This window comes from Peribacillus sp. NPDC101481 (assembly GCF_044767165.1).
In the GTDB taxonomy this organism is placed as follows: Bacteria; Bacillota; Bacilli; order Bacillales; family DSM-1321; genus Peribacillus.
The window spans coordinates 1-17634 of sequence record NZ_JBIWNJ010000010.1; the positions used below are offsets into that span (position 1 = coordinate 1).

Annotated in this window: 12 protein-coding genes, 1 rRNA gene and 1 riboswitch; of the genes, 10 read left to right on the forward strand and 3 right to left on the reverse strand. The window is 39.0% G+C overall.

Features of this window, described 5'->3' with window-relative positions:
* Positions 1–83 (forward strand): 5S ribosomal RNA (rrf, locus tag ACIROD_RS25845); the annotation flags it as partial.
* Between the two features lie 277 nt (positions 84–360).
* Complete coding sequence (locus ACIROD_RS25850; protein WP_230178864.1) at positions 361–1200, forward strand: tyrosine-type recombinase/integrase; 840 nt, start codon at positions 361–363, stop codon at positions 1198–1200.
* Between the two features lie 197 nt (positions 1201–1397).
* On the opposite strand, the gene ACIROD_RS25855 is transcribed toward ACIROD_RS25850, so the two are convergent.
* Positions 1398–4529 (reverse strand): efflux RND transporter permease subunit, encoded by a 3132-nt coding sequence (locus tag ACIROD_RS25855; RefSeq protein ID WP_402945579.1) that lies wholly within the window; start codon positions 4527–4529, stop codon positions 1398–1400.
* Positions 4530–4718: 189 nt separating this feature from the next.
* On the opposite strand from ACIROD_RS25855, the gene ACIROD_RS25860 reads away from it, so the two are divergent.
* From ACIROD_RS25860 to ACIROD_RS25880, 5 genes are all read left to right on the forward strand, one after another.
* Positions 4719–5597 carry a TetR/AcrR family transcriptional regulator gene (locus ACIROD_RS25860; protein ID WP_260358044.1) on the forward strand — a complete coding sequence of 293 codons (879 nt, stop codon included), beginning with the start codon at positions 4719–4721 and terminating at the stop codon, positions 5595–5597.
* A gap of 125 nt (positions 5598–5722) precedes the next feature.
* On the forward strand, positions 5723–6616 hold the full coding sequence (locus tag ACIROD_RS25865; protein WP_402945584.1) for a diacylglycerol/lipid kinase family protein: 894 nt from the start codon (positions 5723–5725) through the stop codon (positions 6614–6616).
* Between the two features lie 130 nt (positions 6617–6746).
* A complete protein-coding gene (locus ACIROD_RS25870; protein ID WP_402945587.1) occupies positions 6747–7409 on the forward strand; it encodes a hypothetical protein in 663 nt (220 codons plus the stop codon).
* Between the two features lie 14 nt (positions 7410–7423).
* On the forward strand, positions 7424–8683 hold the full coding sequence (locus ACIROD_RS25875) for an efflux RND transporter periplasmic adaptor subunit (protein WP_402945590.1): 1260 nt from the start codon (positions 7424–7426) through the stop codon (positions 8681–8683).
* 201 nt (positions 8684–8884) lie between these two features.
* Positions 8885–9032, forward strand: a riboswitch (cyclic di-AMP (ydaO/yuaA leader).
* Positions 9033–9204: 172 nt separating this feature from the next.
* Complete coding sequence (locus ACIROD_RS25880) at positions 9205–10464, forward strand: cation:dicarboxylate symporter family transporter (RefSeq protein ID WP_094246605.1); 1260 nt, start codon at positions 9205–9207, stop codon at positions 10462–10464.
* A 59-nt stretch (positions 10465–10523) separates the two neighbouring features.
* On the opposite strand, the gene ACIROD_RS25885 is transcribed toward ACIROD_RS25880, so the two are convergent.
* Positions 10524–11267 carry a class I SAM-dependent methyltransferase gene (locus ACIROD_RS25885; protein ID WP_402945593.1) on the reverse strand — a complete coding sequence of 248 codons (744 nt, stop codon included), beginning with the start codon at positions 11265–11267 and terminating at the stop codon, positions 10524–10526.
* 214 nt (positions 11268–11481) lie between these two features.
* Between ACIROD_RS25885 and ACIROD_RS25890 the strand changes: the two genes are divergently transcribed.
* The 3 genes from ACIROD_RS25890 (at position 11482) to ACIROD_RS25900 (ending at position 15264) form a co-directional block, all read left to right on the forward strand.
* The gene (locus ACIROD_RS25890; protein WP_230178876.1) at positions 11482–12264 is read left to right on the forward strand and encodes a hypothetical protein; all 783 of its coding nucleotides are present in this window, start codon (positions 11482–11484) and stop codon (positions 12262–12264) included.
* A gap of 382 nt (positions 12265–12646) precedes the next feature.
* Positions 12647–13729, forward strand: a complete 1083-nt coding sequence (locus ACIROD_RS25895; RefSeq protein ID WP_260358039.1) for a D-alanine--D-alanine ligase — start codon at positions 12647–12649, stop codon at positions 13727–13729.
* A 152-nt stretch (positions 13730–13881) separates the two neighbouring features.
* Positions 13882–15264: a UDP-N-acetylmuramoyl-tripeptide--D-alanyl-D-alanine ligase gene (locus ACIROD_RS25900; protein WP_402945597.1), complete on the forward strand. Its 1383-nt coding sequence runs from the start codon at positions 13882–13884 to the stop codon at positions 15262–15264.
* A 49-nt stretch (positions 15265–15313) separates the two neighbouring features.
* Here ACIROD_RS25900 and ACIROD_RS25905 read toward each other — a convergent pair whose 3' ends face one another.
* On the reverse strand, positions 15314–16465 hold the full coding sequence (locus ACIROD_RS25905) for a PP2C family protein-serine/threonine phosphatase (RefSeq protein ID WP_402945600.1): 1152 nt from the start codon (positions 16463–16465) through the stop codon (positions 15314–15316).
* Between the last annotated feature and the right edge of the window lie 1169 nt (positions 16466–17634).

Consider the following 17634-nt stretch of genomic DNA (forward strand, 5'->3'; position numbering starts at 1 on the left):
CCCATTCCGAACACGGCAGTTAAGCTCTTCAGCGCCGATGGTAGTTGGGGGTTTCCCCCTGTGAGAGTAGGACGCCGCCAAGCCATTTCAAAAGACCCGCCATCCGGCTGGTCTTTTTTTGCCGTTGTCAATCCTTCAGTATCTTATATTTTAAAACTGTTAAAAAGCAGAGAAGTAAAAGGACCATAAACAATGTTATATGCAGTATACATGGTAGGGCATACTATGGATGCATATAAATTCTTACTTCTATCTGCATTATCCATATCTGATTAATACAAAGGGACAGAATTCTTCGTTTCTACAGGGATATATGTTAAACTTAACGTAGTTCTGAAACTGTCATTGGGGGAATAGCCGATGGATACCTCTGCTAAAGATGAAATGATTTTTTCGTTTGCTGAATGGTTGAGAGACCAAGGCAAATCAGCTAATACGATCAAAACGTATACTGGTGTCCTTTCACAGTTTTGTGACCAGACACAAAAGATATTGATGGAGATTCATTCTGAAGATGTTCAGGGTTATCTTGATTATTTAGAAAATTGCAAGAAAAGCCCAGGGACTATCGAAAAACACTATATCGCCTTAAATGTTTTCTTTAAATTTTTAGGTAAACCGCAAGTGATGCTTTCTGTGGAACGTAAGGTTAAGGAGCACAAGCTTGAGGTACCTGAAACTTTAAGCATAAATGAGCAGCAGATCCTGTTAAGAGATATAGAAGCAGAAGGAAACCTAAGAAACATTGCCATCGTCTACCTTTTGTTACATACAGGAATCCGCGTCTCCGAATTATGTGACTTGAATGGCCGCGACGTCATCATGGAAACAGAACGAAATTATATACTTGTCAGGAACGCAAAAGGTGAAGTCGATAGATCCGTTCCCCTTACAATATCGGCTATACAGCATATACAGAATTATCTTCTTTCTTTAAAAGAAAAAGCAGATCCGTTATTCATCTCAAGCTATAATCAAAGGATCACTCCGAGGTCAGTTCAATATATATTAAAAAAATACAATGTGCATCCACATAAACTGCGACATACCTTTTGCCAAAGGTTAGTGGATAATGGAATAGATATACAAACGATATCCAAGCTTGCCGGTCATAAAGACTTAAACGTAACGAAGCGTTATCTAAAAGAAAAATCGCTGGACCTGGCAAATGCGATAGACCAAACTTTCACCAAACATTAATCCATAGAAATTAAAAGGGAAAGCGAGCTCTTTCCCTTTTTTTGTTTATATATTTAAAACAAACAAATTTCCTTGGAAATGAAATGACGAATAGGACGTGGGGGCCTGTGAAGTTGTATTTATAAGAGCATATTGTGCATTGTTTAATCAAGAAAGAGGGGATTCCTAATATAAGGAATCCCCTCTTTCTTAATTCTTTACTTAACTGTTTTTTTCTTCTTTTTACCTATTTTCATTATGACTTCATATACTACCGGTACTATTACAAGTGTTAGCAATGTAGAACTCACAAGTCCGCCAATAACGGTAATCCCCAAACCTTGTGATATTAATCCACTGCCTTCTGCGCCGATTGCCAGAGGTATTAAAGCGCCGATTGTGGCAAGGGCAGTCATCAGGATTGGACGTAGACGGGTAGAACCTGCCTCGAGTAAAGCTTCCCTGGTAGATAGCCCGGATTCTTCATTCTTGATAACACGGTCCACTAATACGATGGCATTGGTTACAACGATACCAATAAGCATTAGTACACCCATCATTGCTGAAACGCTGATGGTCTCACCTGCAACGAATAGCCCTGCCAATGCCCCGATTACCGTAAATGGTAAGGAGAAGAGAATGGCTATTGGTGCTAAACCACCATGGAAAGTAACGACAAGGACAAAGTATACGATAGCAACGGCCGCTAACATAGCGATACCAAGTTGAGTGAATGATTCCTGGATATCTTCCGTCACTCCGCCATAGTCTATAGTGACGCTTGCGGGAAGGTCTAATTTATCAACTTCCTTTTGTACATCTGCTGTTACTGCTGCCACATCATCCGTTTTGATTGTTGCAGACACGTCGGCATAAATTTTTCCATCGCGGCGGCTGATTGTATCGGAAGCTTTGCCTTCTTCGATTTTCACAAGCTCTTTCAATGGGATTTCCATTCCCATTGGAGAAGAAATTTTAGTATTCTCAAGATCTTTTTTGTCTTCGAATGTCGTTTCTTTTGTCTCGACATATACTTTGACTTCTTCTCCATCTTTCTTAATGGTAGTTAAAGCATCATCTTTATTTGTATTGGCAATGGACATGCCAATTTGTGCAGCTGTCAGTCCAAAGTCACTTAACTTTTCTTGGTCTGCAACTAGAGTGTATTGCTCATAAGCATCGGAAAGACTTGTATCAACATCTTTTAAATCTTTATTTTTCTTCATGATATTTTGAATATCATCAATTACCGGTTCAATATCTTTTTGTGTATTTCCGTAAACAAATAGAGTGGTTTCGTTGCTTGATGTTGACGTGAAATCTTGTTGTTTCCATGTTCCAGGTGAATCAAGTTCAGTTAATTCTTTTATGACGGTTTCTTTTTTGTCCCCGAAATCTTCAGTGTCTTCATCATAGAGTACATAGAAGAGAGCAGAGTTACTCGAGCCGCCCATCATGCCGCCGCCCATCATGCTTTCACCAAGTGTGTATTGAACGGTCTTCACATCGTCTTTATCCATGAAGTATTTTTCTACTTTTTCTGTTTGCTTTTCAATATCTTCTTTTAACTCTCCAGGTGCGGGAGTGTAAGTGACGATAATCGTTTTTTCTTCATCTGCAGGCATGAAGCTGACACCGATGCTTGGGATCAGGAATAAGCTGCCGACCAATAATACAATGGCTGTACCGAAAGTGATTATCTTATGGTTTAACGACCAATCCAGTGCTTTTCGGTAGAATGCTGATAGTTTGCTTGGTTTTTCTTCATGTGATTTTAATTCTTTTTTAGATAGTCCCTTTTTAAACAAAGAGTCTGCCATTGCCGGAACAAGAGTGATGGCGATTATTAATGAAGCGACCAATGCGAACACCATTGTTAAGGCGAATGGCATGAATAGTTCCCCGACAGGTCCTGTAACGCTGGCTAAAGGCAGGTATACGGCTACAGTAACGATTGTCGATGAAAGGATAGGGATGAACATTTCCTTAGTGGCTGATCGTATTAATTCGCCGCCTTTTAATTGTTCGCCTTTTAAAGCCATTCTTCTATAAATATTTTCAATGACGACAATGGAATCATCGACTACTCGGCCAATGGCAACCGTCATGGCCCCAAGTGTCATGACATTCAATGAAATATCCATTTGTTTGAGCACCAAAAGCGCTGCTAACAGGGATAATGGAATCGAAATGACGGAAATGAGAGTCGTTTTAAAGTTCCTAAGGAACAGCATGATAACAATGACGGCAAACAGACAGCCGAAGAGTGCCTTACTGATCATGGTTTCAACAGAATCTTTAATCGGTTTAGCTTGATCGAGCGTAGTGTGTACACTTACGCCTTTAAACTCTTCTTTGAAATTAGAGGCTTCTTCGTTTACTTCGTCTACGATGGCAACTGTATCAGCATCAGGTGATCTTGTAACCTGGATTCCAATCGATTCGCTACCGTTTGTTCTTGAAATCGATTCGGCCTTACCGGTGATTTTAACATCGGCAATGTCTGATAATTTGACATTTTGCATTTGGGCAGGACCTGTTGCCATGTCAGGAGTTGATTGATTGGTTTCCGGTCCGGTTTGTGCCGGCGTTCCTGTTTGAGAGCCGCCGGTTAAAGGTATCTTTATATTTTTGAGGTCTTTTAATGTGGAGATGTTTCCATCCACAACGATCGTTTTTTCTTTATCATCAAAGTTATATATGCCAAGCGGCATGTTTACGTTTGCGGCCTGGATAACCTTCTTTACGGTATCTTCATCGAGCCCGTATTGAGCCATCTTTTCCTCGTCGAATACAAGGCTGCCTTCATTTACTTGTTGTCCGGAAATTGATACGGATGTCACGCCGTCAATCCCTTCCAGTTTAGGCACCAACACCTCTTCGACGTTTTTTGTAAGAGCTGGTAAATCAGAACCCTTATCTGTTACACTGAGTGCGACGACAGGAAAAGCGTTTAATTCTAATTTAGAGACGCTTGGGGCATCCACTCCCTCAGGCAGTTCTAATTTCTCTAAAGCTTCTTTCACTTCTTTTACAGCGTCGTCCATATCCGTATCATAATCATATTGTAACTGGACGGAAGAGGCATTAGCCATGGACGAAGAACTGACTAATTCGACTCCTGGCAAATTTGTTACTTTCTGCTCAATCTGGTCCGTAAGTTTATCTGCTACTTCTTCAGGTGCAGCTCCAGGATATACAGTGGAGATGCTTATTAAAGGAGTCGAGATGCTTGGAATGGTTTCTTGTTTCATGTTTAAACCTGAGTATAAACCAGCTGCAACGATGATGATCGTAAGCAACCAGATTGCCAATTTATTCTTTAATGAAAACTTAATTATTGAATTCAAGCTTGTACCCTCCATACATAAAATTGTGACTATTCGGTCATAGACTCAAATATATAGTATATGGATTATGATTGCAACAGATAATAATCGCTAGTGTTAACGTTGTGATTTCAAGGGTTTTGGGATACAATTTGGGAGATGTGACCCATCGGTCACCAAAGGATAAATTTAAGAGATAGGATGAATTTGATGAAAGAAAAAAATAAGATGATCATAGATAAGTCTGTAGAGCTTTTCGCGGAGAAAGGCTATCATGCCACTTCCGTTCAGGAAATTGCTGAAAAGTGTGGGATAGCAAAGGGATCTTTTTATAATCATTTTAAATCGAAGGAAGAATTACTGGTCTCCATTTTTAAATTTTATTATGAAGCGTTGACGGACTCATTGCTTGATCTTGAACTGGATGCTTCATTGTCCAGTAAAGACAAGTTCATGAGGCAAATCACAGTTCACATTGAGCATATGACGGGAAATACCAATTTGATTCAAATGATGATGCAGGAACAAATGGTTCATATCAGCAAAGAACTAGATAAATTTTTACATTATATCCATGAAGAAGGCTTGATTTGGTTCAAGCGTAAAATCATTGAGTTATACCCGGGACTTTCAGCTGATCTTTTGCCGGATTGCACCATAATTTTGGACTCACTTTTCAAAGGATATATCGGAATATTGATCAGGAAACAAAATGCTTTTGATGTGGAATTATTACCTAGCTTCATATTGAACCGGATGGATTCAATTATCGCAAGCCTGCAGAACATGGAAGATCCATTATTGAAACAATTTCCCCTACCTGGATGCTCAATGCGGGATATGAGCCCAAAAGAAGAAATCCATTCGATCATCGTCAGGATGCTGGAAGTGGAAACACGTAAAGAAGAGGGAATGGATACACGTAAAAATATGGAAGCTTTAAAGGCAATCCAGGAGGAATTTTCAAAAGCTAGTCCAAGCCCGATCATCTTGGAAAGTCTTTTGTTATTTTTGGAAAAAAATGAAAAAAGGAGTCCCTTGTCTTCAAAGCTTATCTTAATGATGAAGGATTATTTGACAAGTATATGAAAGCTTTACCGAAAGGGGCGTATAGCCTCTTTTTTTCATTTGATCTTAATGAGTTTCAAAAGCGGAGGTTTAGGAAAAGGTAAAATTGATGGGAAGAAGACTTCAATAATATGGGGGCGAAAATCATGCGATGGAAAAAGGGAATGCTGATTTATAATGAAAATGCCGGTAATGATAAACTCGAAAGGAATCTTGAGGGTTGTCTTCCGATAATAGCTCCACATATTGATGAGTTTCTCATTCTGCAAACGAAGGAAAAGGGCGATGCATGCCGTTTTTGCTTGGAATATGGTGAAGACATGGATGTAGTTTTCGTATTAGGAGGAGATGGAACGGTACATGAGTGTGTAAATGGCCTTTCGCCGCTTCCGAGGCGGCCCCTGTTTGGGGTTTTACCTGGAGGGACTTGCAATGACTTCTCCAGAACATTAAAGATTCCTCAAAATGTTCGTCAAGCTGCGGAAGCATTAGTGAATGGCAAAGTTCGTTCAATTGATATTGGGCAGGCCAACAACGATTATTTTTCTAATTTTTGGGGAGTAGGGCTTATTTCAGATGCTTCAAGCAATATTGATGAGCAGGAAAAAAGCAGGTTTGGTAAGATAGGATATTTATTAAGTGCTATAAGGACAATTGGCGAGAATGCTCCCTTTTCCTATAAGCTAAAGTATGATGGGAATGTTATCGAAGGGGAAGCGGTTATGATTTTGGTTTTGAATGGTTGTTTTATCGGCACCAATTTATTGCCCTTTCCCATGATTAGTCCAGATGATGGACTCTTCGGTGTTGCCATCTTGGAAAATGCAAGCCTTGGTACATTTTTAGAAATAATAGCGATGAAGCGTTCATGGACACAAAATATGATCTCTGACTCTGGGGTGACTTATTTAAATGCCAATACCCTGACCATTGAAACCAAGAGGCCGCTTGATGTGGATATGGATGGAGAGAACTATAGACGAACCCCTGCACGCATTAAAGTCCTTGCCCGACATTTGTCAGTATTAACTCCAAATTAGTATGGTGGGATTAAATATGAATGGGAATGATTATGTGTTTTTTTTGTATATTCATTTCTTATTTCTGCAATTGTTTCCAAAATAAGATAAAATATATGAAGATATATCAATTTTTGCAGGAGGACCACATATGGTGTACCAGGTCAGATTGTTAAAGGGCATTTTAGAGCCTCATCGGAGTCGTTATCAGCTTCAAAATGCAGAGGCAGTCACAAAGCTTGGATTGAAATTACTATTTTTATATTTTCTTAGTCTTATAGTATTCGCCATTGGGGGATATTTTGGCATTGGTTCAGAATCATTCTCCAAAGAAATCACGAAAATGAGTGCCGGTGAATTCGAAGCAGCAAAGCTGCTGATTATGAGCGGCAACATAATAACAGGCATAATCGACCCTTCCATATATATATTTTTATCAGCTCTATTCTTTTGGATCGTTACTGATATCCCATATATAAAATTAGTCATCGTTCAAATGATTCTTTTTGTTTTGCAATTAGTGGAAAAAACATTACTGATTCCTCTATTCGTATTAATGGATATAGGCAGCGATGCCAATCCATTTTCATTGGGGATCATCAGTCAGTATTTTCTCAGAAATGATTATTTCATTCACTTTTTCAGCGGAATCACCATTTTTCAATTTCTTATTATTGCTCTGCAATATTTTTATTTAAAGGAGTTTTCAGAACGAAATAGTTATTTGGTCCTTTTAATGATTGTTCTATTCTATCTGGCCACATGGTTTGTTAAAGCCTTTTTAGCATACATCCAAGTAGGCGTATTTGTATAAGGCGGGTGAAATGAATGAGCGGGAAATGGAAAATTGCAGCGGTCTCCATTGCGTCGATAGTCTTAATAACCGTTAACTTATACCTTATTGAAAAAAAAGAAAGCAAAGTGGAACGAACTGTTTTCGTTGAAAACTGGACTAAGGTAAAAAAAGATACAATTACGGATACTATTCAAACAAATGGGGTAATTAAACCTGTAGAAGAGTATGATATCTATTTTGACACCAAGAAAAATGATTTTAAGAAATTCCTTGTTAAAGAAGGCGATGAGATTACGGCTGGCTCCTCGTTGTTTGAGTATACGACGACCGAACTTGATGCTCTTAAAGCGAACTTGGAAGCGGAGAAAACGGCATCTGAGGGAGAAATTGCAGGTATTGAGGAATACATAGGGAAGTTGAGGTCCTATCAAGGGACCATGACCAGTAATCCTGAAAAAGCAGCCATTGATGAATCTGTGGAAAAAAACTTGAAAATTGATATAACAACAAGTTCCTCAGATCTTATTAAAAGTAACATTGAGCAAGAAATGTACAAGCAGGAACTGGAAAAAAACAGCTTGAATGAAAAAGTGAAAATGCTTGAAGCTAAAATAACTTCAATTGAGGAGCAGTCCAGTGCGATCGTGTCAACGAGTGAGGCTGATGGTGTAGTTAAAAATATCAATAAAAACCTGAATAATCCCATTATATCCATCGTTTCAACAAATATGGCAATTGAAGGGGATTTCTCTGAAGAGGAAATGAAAAAGGCTGAAGTGGGCATGACTATAAAAGCAAGTTCCTCTGATTCAAAAAAGGCATTGAAAGGGACGATAGGTCGCATCCATTCCTATCCCGCTGAAGAGCCGTCATTAAAAAAGGATAACAGATTTCCATTTCAGGCACTAATCGAACCGGAAGGTGAAGAAACGGAAGCTTTGTTGGTGGGATCCAAAGTGAATCTTACTGTAATAACCAATGAGAAAGCCGGTGTACCCTCCATTCCTATAGAAGCCATAAAAAACCATAAACAGCCTTATATTTACAAATTGACTAAAAATGGCTATGTGGATAAACATTACATTACAAAAGGGCTTAAGGCTGAAGGGAAGCAAGAAATCATAAACGGACCGTCGGTAGGTGACGTCATTCTAATGGAGCCGGATGTGTCGAAGAACCATTCTTATTTCATTACCCCAATCCAATTTGGAAAAGTGAAGGCAGCAACTTATAAAAAATTCACCTCTAGGGAAAAAGTAAGATATCTGTTACTTGGCGTATTGGAAAAATAACCGCTTCTTTCATCAAGAGAGGTGATGTCAAATTAGTGATTAATTATATATCAATATAACTTATATTATTAAAAATCGGGAAGAGTAATTATAGATACAATAGTCTCTAATACAGAATATTCAGATATATTTAAAGATTTTTTCTAGAACTAATGCGAATAAATATTTACAGATTATCATTTTTAGTATAATATTTTATTATAAGTTAACTCGCTTAATCTTATTCCAAGAACGGGGGACCCATTTTTGTGGATTTTATCCGCTAGGGGTGAATTCAGAAATGAAAGGGCATTTGTGTTTCCAATTCCTAACCCGACAGCTAACCTCGTCAGCGTCTTTAAGGGAACATGTGTGAATATTCACGCCAATAAGAAATCGACACATGAAGTGTCTTTTTTTTCGGCGTAAAGACAGAGTTTTTCAAAAAAAGAAAAATTACTTTCTTTTATTAGTATCTTGTTTCCCTTACCGAGACAAAAATGTTTTTGCATCAAAGACTTTATGGAAGGTGAGGAAAGTAAATGAAGAAATTCAAATTAAGTTTAGCTAGCCAAATTTTCATTGGTTTAATTTTAGGGATTATCGTTGGTGCCATTTTTTATGGTAGTGAGACGGCCCAAAACTTTTTACAGCCATTCGGAGACATTTTCCTACGAATGATTAAAATGATTGTAGTACCAATCATTGTGTCAAGTCTTATCGTTGCAGTTGCAGGTGTAGGCGATTTAAAATCAGTAGGTAAACTTGGAGCTAAATCAATATCATACTTTGTTGTAGTAACTATGATAGCGATTGCTGTTGGTTTAATTTCAGCGAATATCATCCAGCCTGGTGTTGGTGTAAATATGGACAAGCTAGAACAAACTGATATTTCTACCTATGTTGATACAGCAGAAACTAAGCAGCATGAATCGTTCGTAGATACAATCGTTCACATTGTGCCATCCAATCCAGTTAAAGCCATGGTAGAAGGCGATATGCTAGCGATCATTTTCTTCTCCGTGTTGTTTGGACTTAGTATTGCGGCCATCGGTGAAAAGGGTAAACCAGTATTCCGTTTCTTCCAAGGTGTAGCTGAAGGAATGTTCTACCTAACTAACATGGTCATGAAATTCGCTCCTATCGGTGTATTTGCACTAATCGGTGTGACGATCTCCAAATTCGGTTTGGAATCTTTAATTCCGTTAGGAAAGTTAGCGCTTTCTGTTTACGGAACAATGATTTTCTTTGTAATAGTCATTCTTGGTCTTATTGCGAAATTTGTCGGATTCAATATCTTTACGTTGATTAAACTTCTAAAAGAAGAATTGATTCTTGCTTTCTCTACTGCAAGTTCAGAAGCGGTTCTTCCTAAGATCATGGAAAAAATGGAAAAAGCGGGATGTCCGAAACATATTGCTACATTTGTTATTCCGACTGGATATTCTTTTAACCTTGATGGTTCTACATTATACCAAGCGTTAGCAGCTATCTTCATCGCTCAAATGTACGGAATCGATTTAAGCATGTATGAGCAAATTACGCTAATGCTAGTGTTAATGATCACATCCAAAGGGATTGCGGGTGTACCAGGTGTATCTTTCGTAGTTCTTTTAGCGACATTGGGAACTGTCGGTATTCCTATTGAAGGTCTAGCATTCATTGCCGGTATTGACCGTATTCTTGATATGGGACGTACAGTAGTAAACGTTATCGGTAATTCACTTGCGGCAATCGTTATCTCTAAATGGGAAGGTCAATTCAACCCGCCTTCCAAAAAAGAATTAGAACAAGTTTCTTAATACAAAAAATCCAGAGTGAAATGTCACTCTGGATTTTTTTTGAATTAAAATGCGCTTCCTTACTTTTGGACGATCCAGAAGCGGCAATCGGAAGAGAAAGCGATGACATCATCATTTTCATGGAATAATTCACTTCGATAAAAGCTTTCGATAACTTTGAACCGTGCTTCTTCCAGGCATTCAAGTACTTCAAGTTTAGTTGGGATATGTAGGTAAGTATCTTCTTGAAGCGTCTTTCCGGATGTGAAAATATCCCCGAATTCATAAAGCCTCTCATCTTGTTTACCAACACACCAAATCATTTCCTCTTGCTCCCAGAAGTTCAGGTAATTTTCGTTTTTATCACGGTCATGTGTTGTGAAAATGAAGAGCCCTTCAGGTTTTAAAATACGGTTGATTTCTTTTAAAGCCAATGTGCGGTTTTTTCGCTGGGGAATTTGCATTAAACCATTAAAAGCGAAGATTGCTTTATCGAATGATGAGTCGTTGAAAGGGAGGTCGGTTGCATCGCCAAGGATAAAGGGTATGTCCAGGTTATATTCATGGGCTATTTTTTCGGCTTCATAAAGCATGGCAGGAGTCAGGTCGATTCCCGTTAGATTTTGAAATCCTTTTTTATATAGTGCGAAGGTGGTCCTTCCTGTACCGCAACCGATATCAAGGATTGCATCTTCCTGATTTAAATATTTTTCGAATGCATATTTCTCTGATTGCCACAGACCTATTTTTTTAGTTGCATCAGCATAGACGGAAACGGCTCCATGAAAAGAATTAATGATAAAACCTTTTTCAATTTTATCCATGATTTAATCCTCCAATCCTTCATTCTTACTATAATATGGATACTTTGAGCTAGTCGAGTGTGTCCCTTAACATTTGGGTTAATATGGAGTACATGTTTCGCATTATTCACATGGTGCTGATGATGATTAATATTGGGGGTTATATAACTTACGTGAAAACCCAAAAGTTTGGTAAAATAATATTATTGATTAAGAGCTCGGAGGGGGTCAGGTTATGAAGAATGATAGCAATGATATCTTATATATGTATATGCAGGCTTCTGAACGGTTTGTCCTTTTTAATGGACTCAATTTTCGTGAATTCGTCTATTCGCTGCCATATACGTTGGATTCCATCTTATTATTGAAACATGAATTCAATGGCGGGGAATACAATTTGAATGTCCTGCTAGAGAGTGCTTCATCTGAAGATATTGCGAAGCTCGTTAAAGAAAATGTCCGGGCATATGGAGATTTCTGTTGGATCGATTTTGAAGAAAGAGAAGGGTTGGATGAATTGGATGGAAGGGAAATAGCGGAACTATTATATTTAGGGCATGCAAAAACTCATCTGGATCCTCCATTTTTCCGTAAATTGAATAATCAATTTGTGTACCTTGCCCAGGATGATGGCTGGTTCAATAAAATTTATTTTCGTTCTCTTTCGACATATTATATGATGTTAGGAAGCCTGATTCCGCTAAAGCTGGAGCTTTTAAAAGTAGAGAGGACTTGGCTTGGAATCAGAAAGAAAAGAGAGCTGACGGCGATTCCGGCAGAAATCATTGCTTCCTTGGCTCATATTCTGGCAGAGGGGCTCGTTTTTTCCTTTCGGCATGTTAAGTATACAAGAACAAAGATTGAGATACCGGCATGGGTTGTAGGGGATTATTTAAACATGGATGAAATGCATGATGACTTTTCAGATAGAGATATTAAGGAGCCAGATGCCTTTATTACCTTCAATCGAAAAGAAAGGGTATGGGAAAGCGTTATTAAAAATACATCATTCTCCTGATTATCCCAACTTCCGAGGTTCGTGGCTTGGATTATTTGACACTCTTGAAATTTTTCAGGTGTAAGACTTACCATCTCATGCATAAAAGATAAGAGAGGGCGGCGCGCAGGGTGTGGCGGTTTTAACCTGTGTTCCGCCTAATAGTAATCATTGGAAAAGCGCCAATGATGGAAGTTTGCTTTACCCCGCATTAACCGGCTGTAAGGGAAGCGGCGGCAAATGTAATGAAAAAGAAATGTGGTGGGTCAACAGCCTGTAAATGCCCGATTGGCTCAACTAACCATCATTGGAAAAGCGCCAATGATGGAAGTTTCGCTTTAACCATTTTAGTGTAAAGTGATACAATGAACATGGTTAAAAGAATATTGGAGGGTAATAACTCATGAAAACTAAACTTGGTTTGCTTTATGGTGGAAAATCTGCGGAGCATGAGGTTTCTATGCAGACGGCTTTAGCGGTCATTAAAGCTCTCGATTTAGCAAAGTTTGATATATATCCGATTTACATAACAAAAGAGGGTTCATGGATTAATGGACCGAAGTTAACAGGACCTGCCGAGAGTGTGGAGGCTTTGACATTTACATCGGATAAATCTAGCTCGCCTCTTGCCTTGCAGGCACATTCAACTGATGAAAATAGTGAATCAACAGGGTATGACGTGATTTTCCCATTGCTTCACGGACCGAATGGAGAAGATGGGACCGTGCAAGGGATGCTGGAACTATTGAACCTTCCTTATGTAGGGAATGGCGTTTTGGCTTCATCAGCAGGAATGGATAAGGTCATCATGAAAAACATTTTTGCCCAGGCGGGACTTCCTCAAGTCAAATATACTTGGTTCATTCGTTCTGAATGGGAGAAGAATACTGAAAGTGCCATTAAAAAGGTAGCGGATGAATTGGGTTACCCTTGTTTTGTCAAACCTGCCAATTTAGGCTCCAGTGTCGGTATCAGCAAATGTAATGATGCTGATGAACTGGAAAGAGCGGTAGCGGAAGCTTTTCAATTCGATCGGAAGATCATCATTGAAGAAGGGGTCGTTGCTCGTGAGCTCGAGTTTGGTATTCTTGGTAATGATGATCCATCTTGTTCAGTGGCAGGCGAAATCATCCCTAAGAAAGATTTTTCCTTCTATGATTATTCAGCAAAATATGTTGACGGTAATTCAGCGATGGTCATTCCGGCGGAGATAACCGAAAGCGAGTATGCTGCTTTATCCGAAATGGCCATTACTGCCTTTAAGTCATTGGATTGCTCTGGTCTGGTTCGCGCAGATTTCTTCTTGACGCATGAAGGGCAAATTTATATTAATGAAGTGAATACAATGCCTGGGTTTACTCCTTTCAGCATGTTCCCGTTATTGTGGAAGCATACAGGTGTCGACTATCCAGCGTTAATTGAAACACTCGTGAAACTTGCCTTGGAACGTCATCAGGAAAAACAACAAATCAAATATACAGTTTGATCATGCAGGTAAAGTATCAGTAAACTTCACAATCCTTCAAGCATTGATTTGATGGATTCCAATCAGCAGGAACCGGTGCGATTTAAACTGGTTTCTGCTTCGTTTGGTTAATGGAGAGCGATTAACGGTTCGATGAATGTAGGAGGAACAAAATGATAAAGAGAACGTTAAAACAAGTACATGAAATGGCTGAGGGATTGAATGATATCAGTCCATTCCAGTCCAAAGGAATTAATGGGGTTACCATCGATTCAAGAACGGTTAAGGAAGGATGTTTGTTCATTCCGCTTAAGGGTGAGCAGGTTGACGGCCATCAGTATGTCAAGCAGGCTTTAGCGCAAGGGGCTGCGGCTTCCTTTTGGCAAAGGGGTGTTCCGAACCCTCCTAATGATTTACCGATAATCATTGTCGAAAATACCGAGAAAGCACTTCAGCAATTGGCTCGTTCTTACCGTCAGGAGTTGAATATAAAAGTCATTGGGATAACAGGCAGCAACGGTAAGACGACTACGAAAGATATGACGGCTGCGCTGCTGGCCACTACCTATAAAGTTCATAAAACAAGTGGAAACTTCAATAATCATTTAGGTTTGCCACTAACAGTGCTTTCCATGGCGGAGGATACTGAAGCGGCTGTGTTGGAAATGGGAATGAGCAGCCGCGGTGAAATCGAGTTCTTATCCAAAATGGCAAAGCCTGATGTAGCGATCATTACCAATATCGGTGAATCACACTTATTGGATTTAGGATCACGCGAGGAAATCGCGAATGCGAAGTTGGAAATTGTCGAAGGTTTGGCGAAAGATGGAACGCTGATATACCATGGTGATGAACCATTGCTCCGCGATCGTATCAAAAAGGATTTTCCTGATTTAAACGTAATATCTTTTGGACGCACGGAACAAAATGATTTATATCCACAGACCATTAGCCAAGGTGCAGACAGTACAACGTTTACAATCGCAAGCGGTAATAAGGAAACCAATTATGAGATACCCGTTTTAGGCAATCATAATGTTCTTAATGCGTTGGCAGCAATCTTGGTTGCTAAAGAATTCAATGTGGATGATTCAGCGATCCGTAAAGGTCTGTCGACCATTCAATTAACGAATATGAGGATGGAATTGGTCGAGGGCGCGAAAGGGCAGAAAATCATCAATGATGCGTATAATGCCAGCCCAACTTCAGTTAAGGCAGCGGTGGAGTTGGTTGAGGGCTTATCTGGATTCGAAAAAAAGATACTTGTATTGGGAGACATGTTGGAGTTAGGGCCACAGGAAAAAGACTTTCATTTGAAAATTGGTGAATTGATTTCCAGTGAGCGGATCGATAAGATCTTCACATATGGTCCTTTAGCCGAGTTTATTGCCAAGGGAGCGAGCAAGGCGTTTTCATCGGAGCAGGTTCGTCCTTTTCAAGATAAGCAGAAGCTTATAGAGGAACTGAAATCGTCTACGCAGGAAAATGACATCATACTTGTTAAAGCTTCCAGGGGCATGAAGCTGGAGGAAGTCGTTCAAGCTCTGCAAAAATAAAAAACATGGATAAGGCCGTTTCTTTTTTGAAACGGCCCTTTTATCGTGCTTAAAAAAGTGTCCCGGCAATAATGCAGATGTCGTCGTTGATGACTGAATGCCTCATCCTAGAGACCAATAGCTCCTGAAGGAGGTCTTGTGTATCGAGATGGACATTTTCGATGAATTCCCTTTCGATATGGTCAGATCGGTCAATGGCGGAAGGTAGGGGCGTTTTAGAGAGTCCATCTGTATAGATGATGAAACGGCTTCCTGGCTCATACTGAAAGACTATTTTTTTAATGGGCAATTCGGGAATCAGTCCGTTTGGGGTGGCCCCTTCGTTCAAATTGAGAATTTGGTTGGTGCATGGGGAATACAAAAAAGCTGAAGGAAGTCCGTAATTCACATATTCGATGAGCCGATCCTTTGTATTCACGTATGCGATGAAGGCAGTAATGCGAGCCTGGTTTTTGTTTTCCCGATTAACTCCTTGAAATAAATCCCGCATTAGATTTTCCAGTTCCTTTGTTATGAAAATGGGGTCTTTTACACGTTTGATAAGGTCGGGGATCAATGTGCGTATGGACATGTTTATAAGTGCTGTATGAATGCCCTCTTCCAATACATCGATCATTATGAAGCCGTATATCCTGTCATCAACCTCCGACCAGTAAAATAAATCTCCTGACAGTTCACTTGAAGGTTGGGAAAGGCCTTTGACCTCTATATCTTCATTGTTGATCGACAAAGGTAAACCTGAAAGTTGAATGCCCTTTGCAATTCTCAGGCTCCTTGCTGATTTTTGGTGTATCATTTCAAGCTCTTGTCCCTTCATTTTTGCCGAAAACAGCTGCATGCTGATGTTTCGGAGTGACTTTAATTTAATTCGGACTTCCACTGAATCGGCAGGGACCGCCATGGTTTCATAAAAGGTATTTTCCGGTAAGGTCTGAGGGGTCTCCATTCCTGAAGTGCGTTTGTAAATGAATAAGATAGGGATTTCGTGAGATTCAGCCAAAGCGTACAAAGAAGTTTGCTGCCAAGAGTCTTTTGATAGGTGTAAAGGTAAAATAAATAATGATTTCATCATGTCTGTTGAATTCTTGAATAGATGACTTTGATTATGTGGATCCTCCAAAAAGGTGACTTTCTTGTTCATTTTCTTTAAGATTCGACCAATATCCTTACATATAGGAACATCTATTGTGAATATGTTCATATAACCCCCCGTTATTTTGTTGATAGGTCAATCATACTGCATTTATACTCATTTGCTATAATTTTTAAGCAAAAAGATGGAATTTTCAAAAATCAAATGCTTCCATATACCTGTAAATTCAATGGTAATTCATGATAAGTCCTTTCTTTTTCAAACGTGGGGAACCGTGGAAGGGTGTTTATCATTAAAACTAATCCTTCCTGAAAAAGGTTTGTTGAAACTATTTGATTTAATCACATATCATATATAAATGGATGATCGTTTTGTGAAAATTTAAATGGATACAGTAAGTCGACTAGAGGCCGGAATGCTTTCATCTCGAACCATGATTTTAAAAGGACTAAGTTACTGTTTTGTGAAATCCTCCTAATTGGATTTTGAAACCACTGGAACGGTTTTTAAATAAAAAAACTGTAGGCAAACTCGTTTTCTTTGAATTTGTCTAAGATTGAATCCACTTACGCATAAATGGATATAGTAAAACGGTGAACCTATTGATGAAATAATCAGTCCATGTGTGTTTTTGTCCATTATTGAATAACAAGCCATATTCTTACTCAAAAGTGTCGCAGCTGCATATTTAACAGGAAGAAATGACTAATTTTTTCATTTTTGAAACTGCCAAAAGTTTTTAGTAACTCTGAATGGGCGATATCCTTTATTGCATTAACAGTTTGAAAATGGTAATATGAGTATGAGTTTAAATGTCTTATCATTGATGATTATTTAAAATTAATCAGGTTGAGGCAACAAAATTGTATGTTCTTACATGTTTCATGAGTTCATTCTTGAGATTATTTTAGATTAAATAGGCCTCGCGTCTGGTCATATATAAAAGCTGCATCTCTTGGCGGCTTTAGTAGCTATTAGGGAATCAAGCCGCATTAAGCGCTTTTCCACTTCTGCAAATCCTCAACGCACCGGGCCTGTTTTGTATAAGAATCTTGGCTCTCGTCAAGTTTTGTTCATACAGCCTTTTTAAGTCTGATGAATAATAGGTGCAGCAGCCCTCACCTGAATAAAACGGTGAAACACCCGTTTATGCTACTTTTAATTTTCCATATTGAATTTAATTTTGGTTACATGTACTTTTAAAAAGATGAGCGTAGGTTAATGATAAGTCTACACGTGCGCGAAGTTAAAAATGCCAGTGAATGTCCGTACTGGTA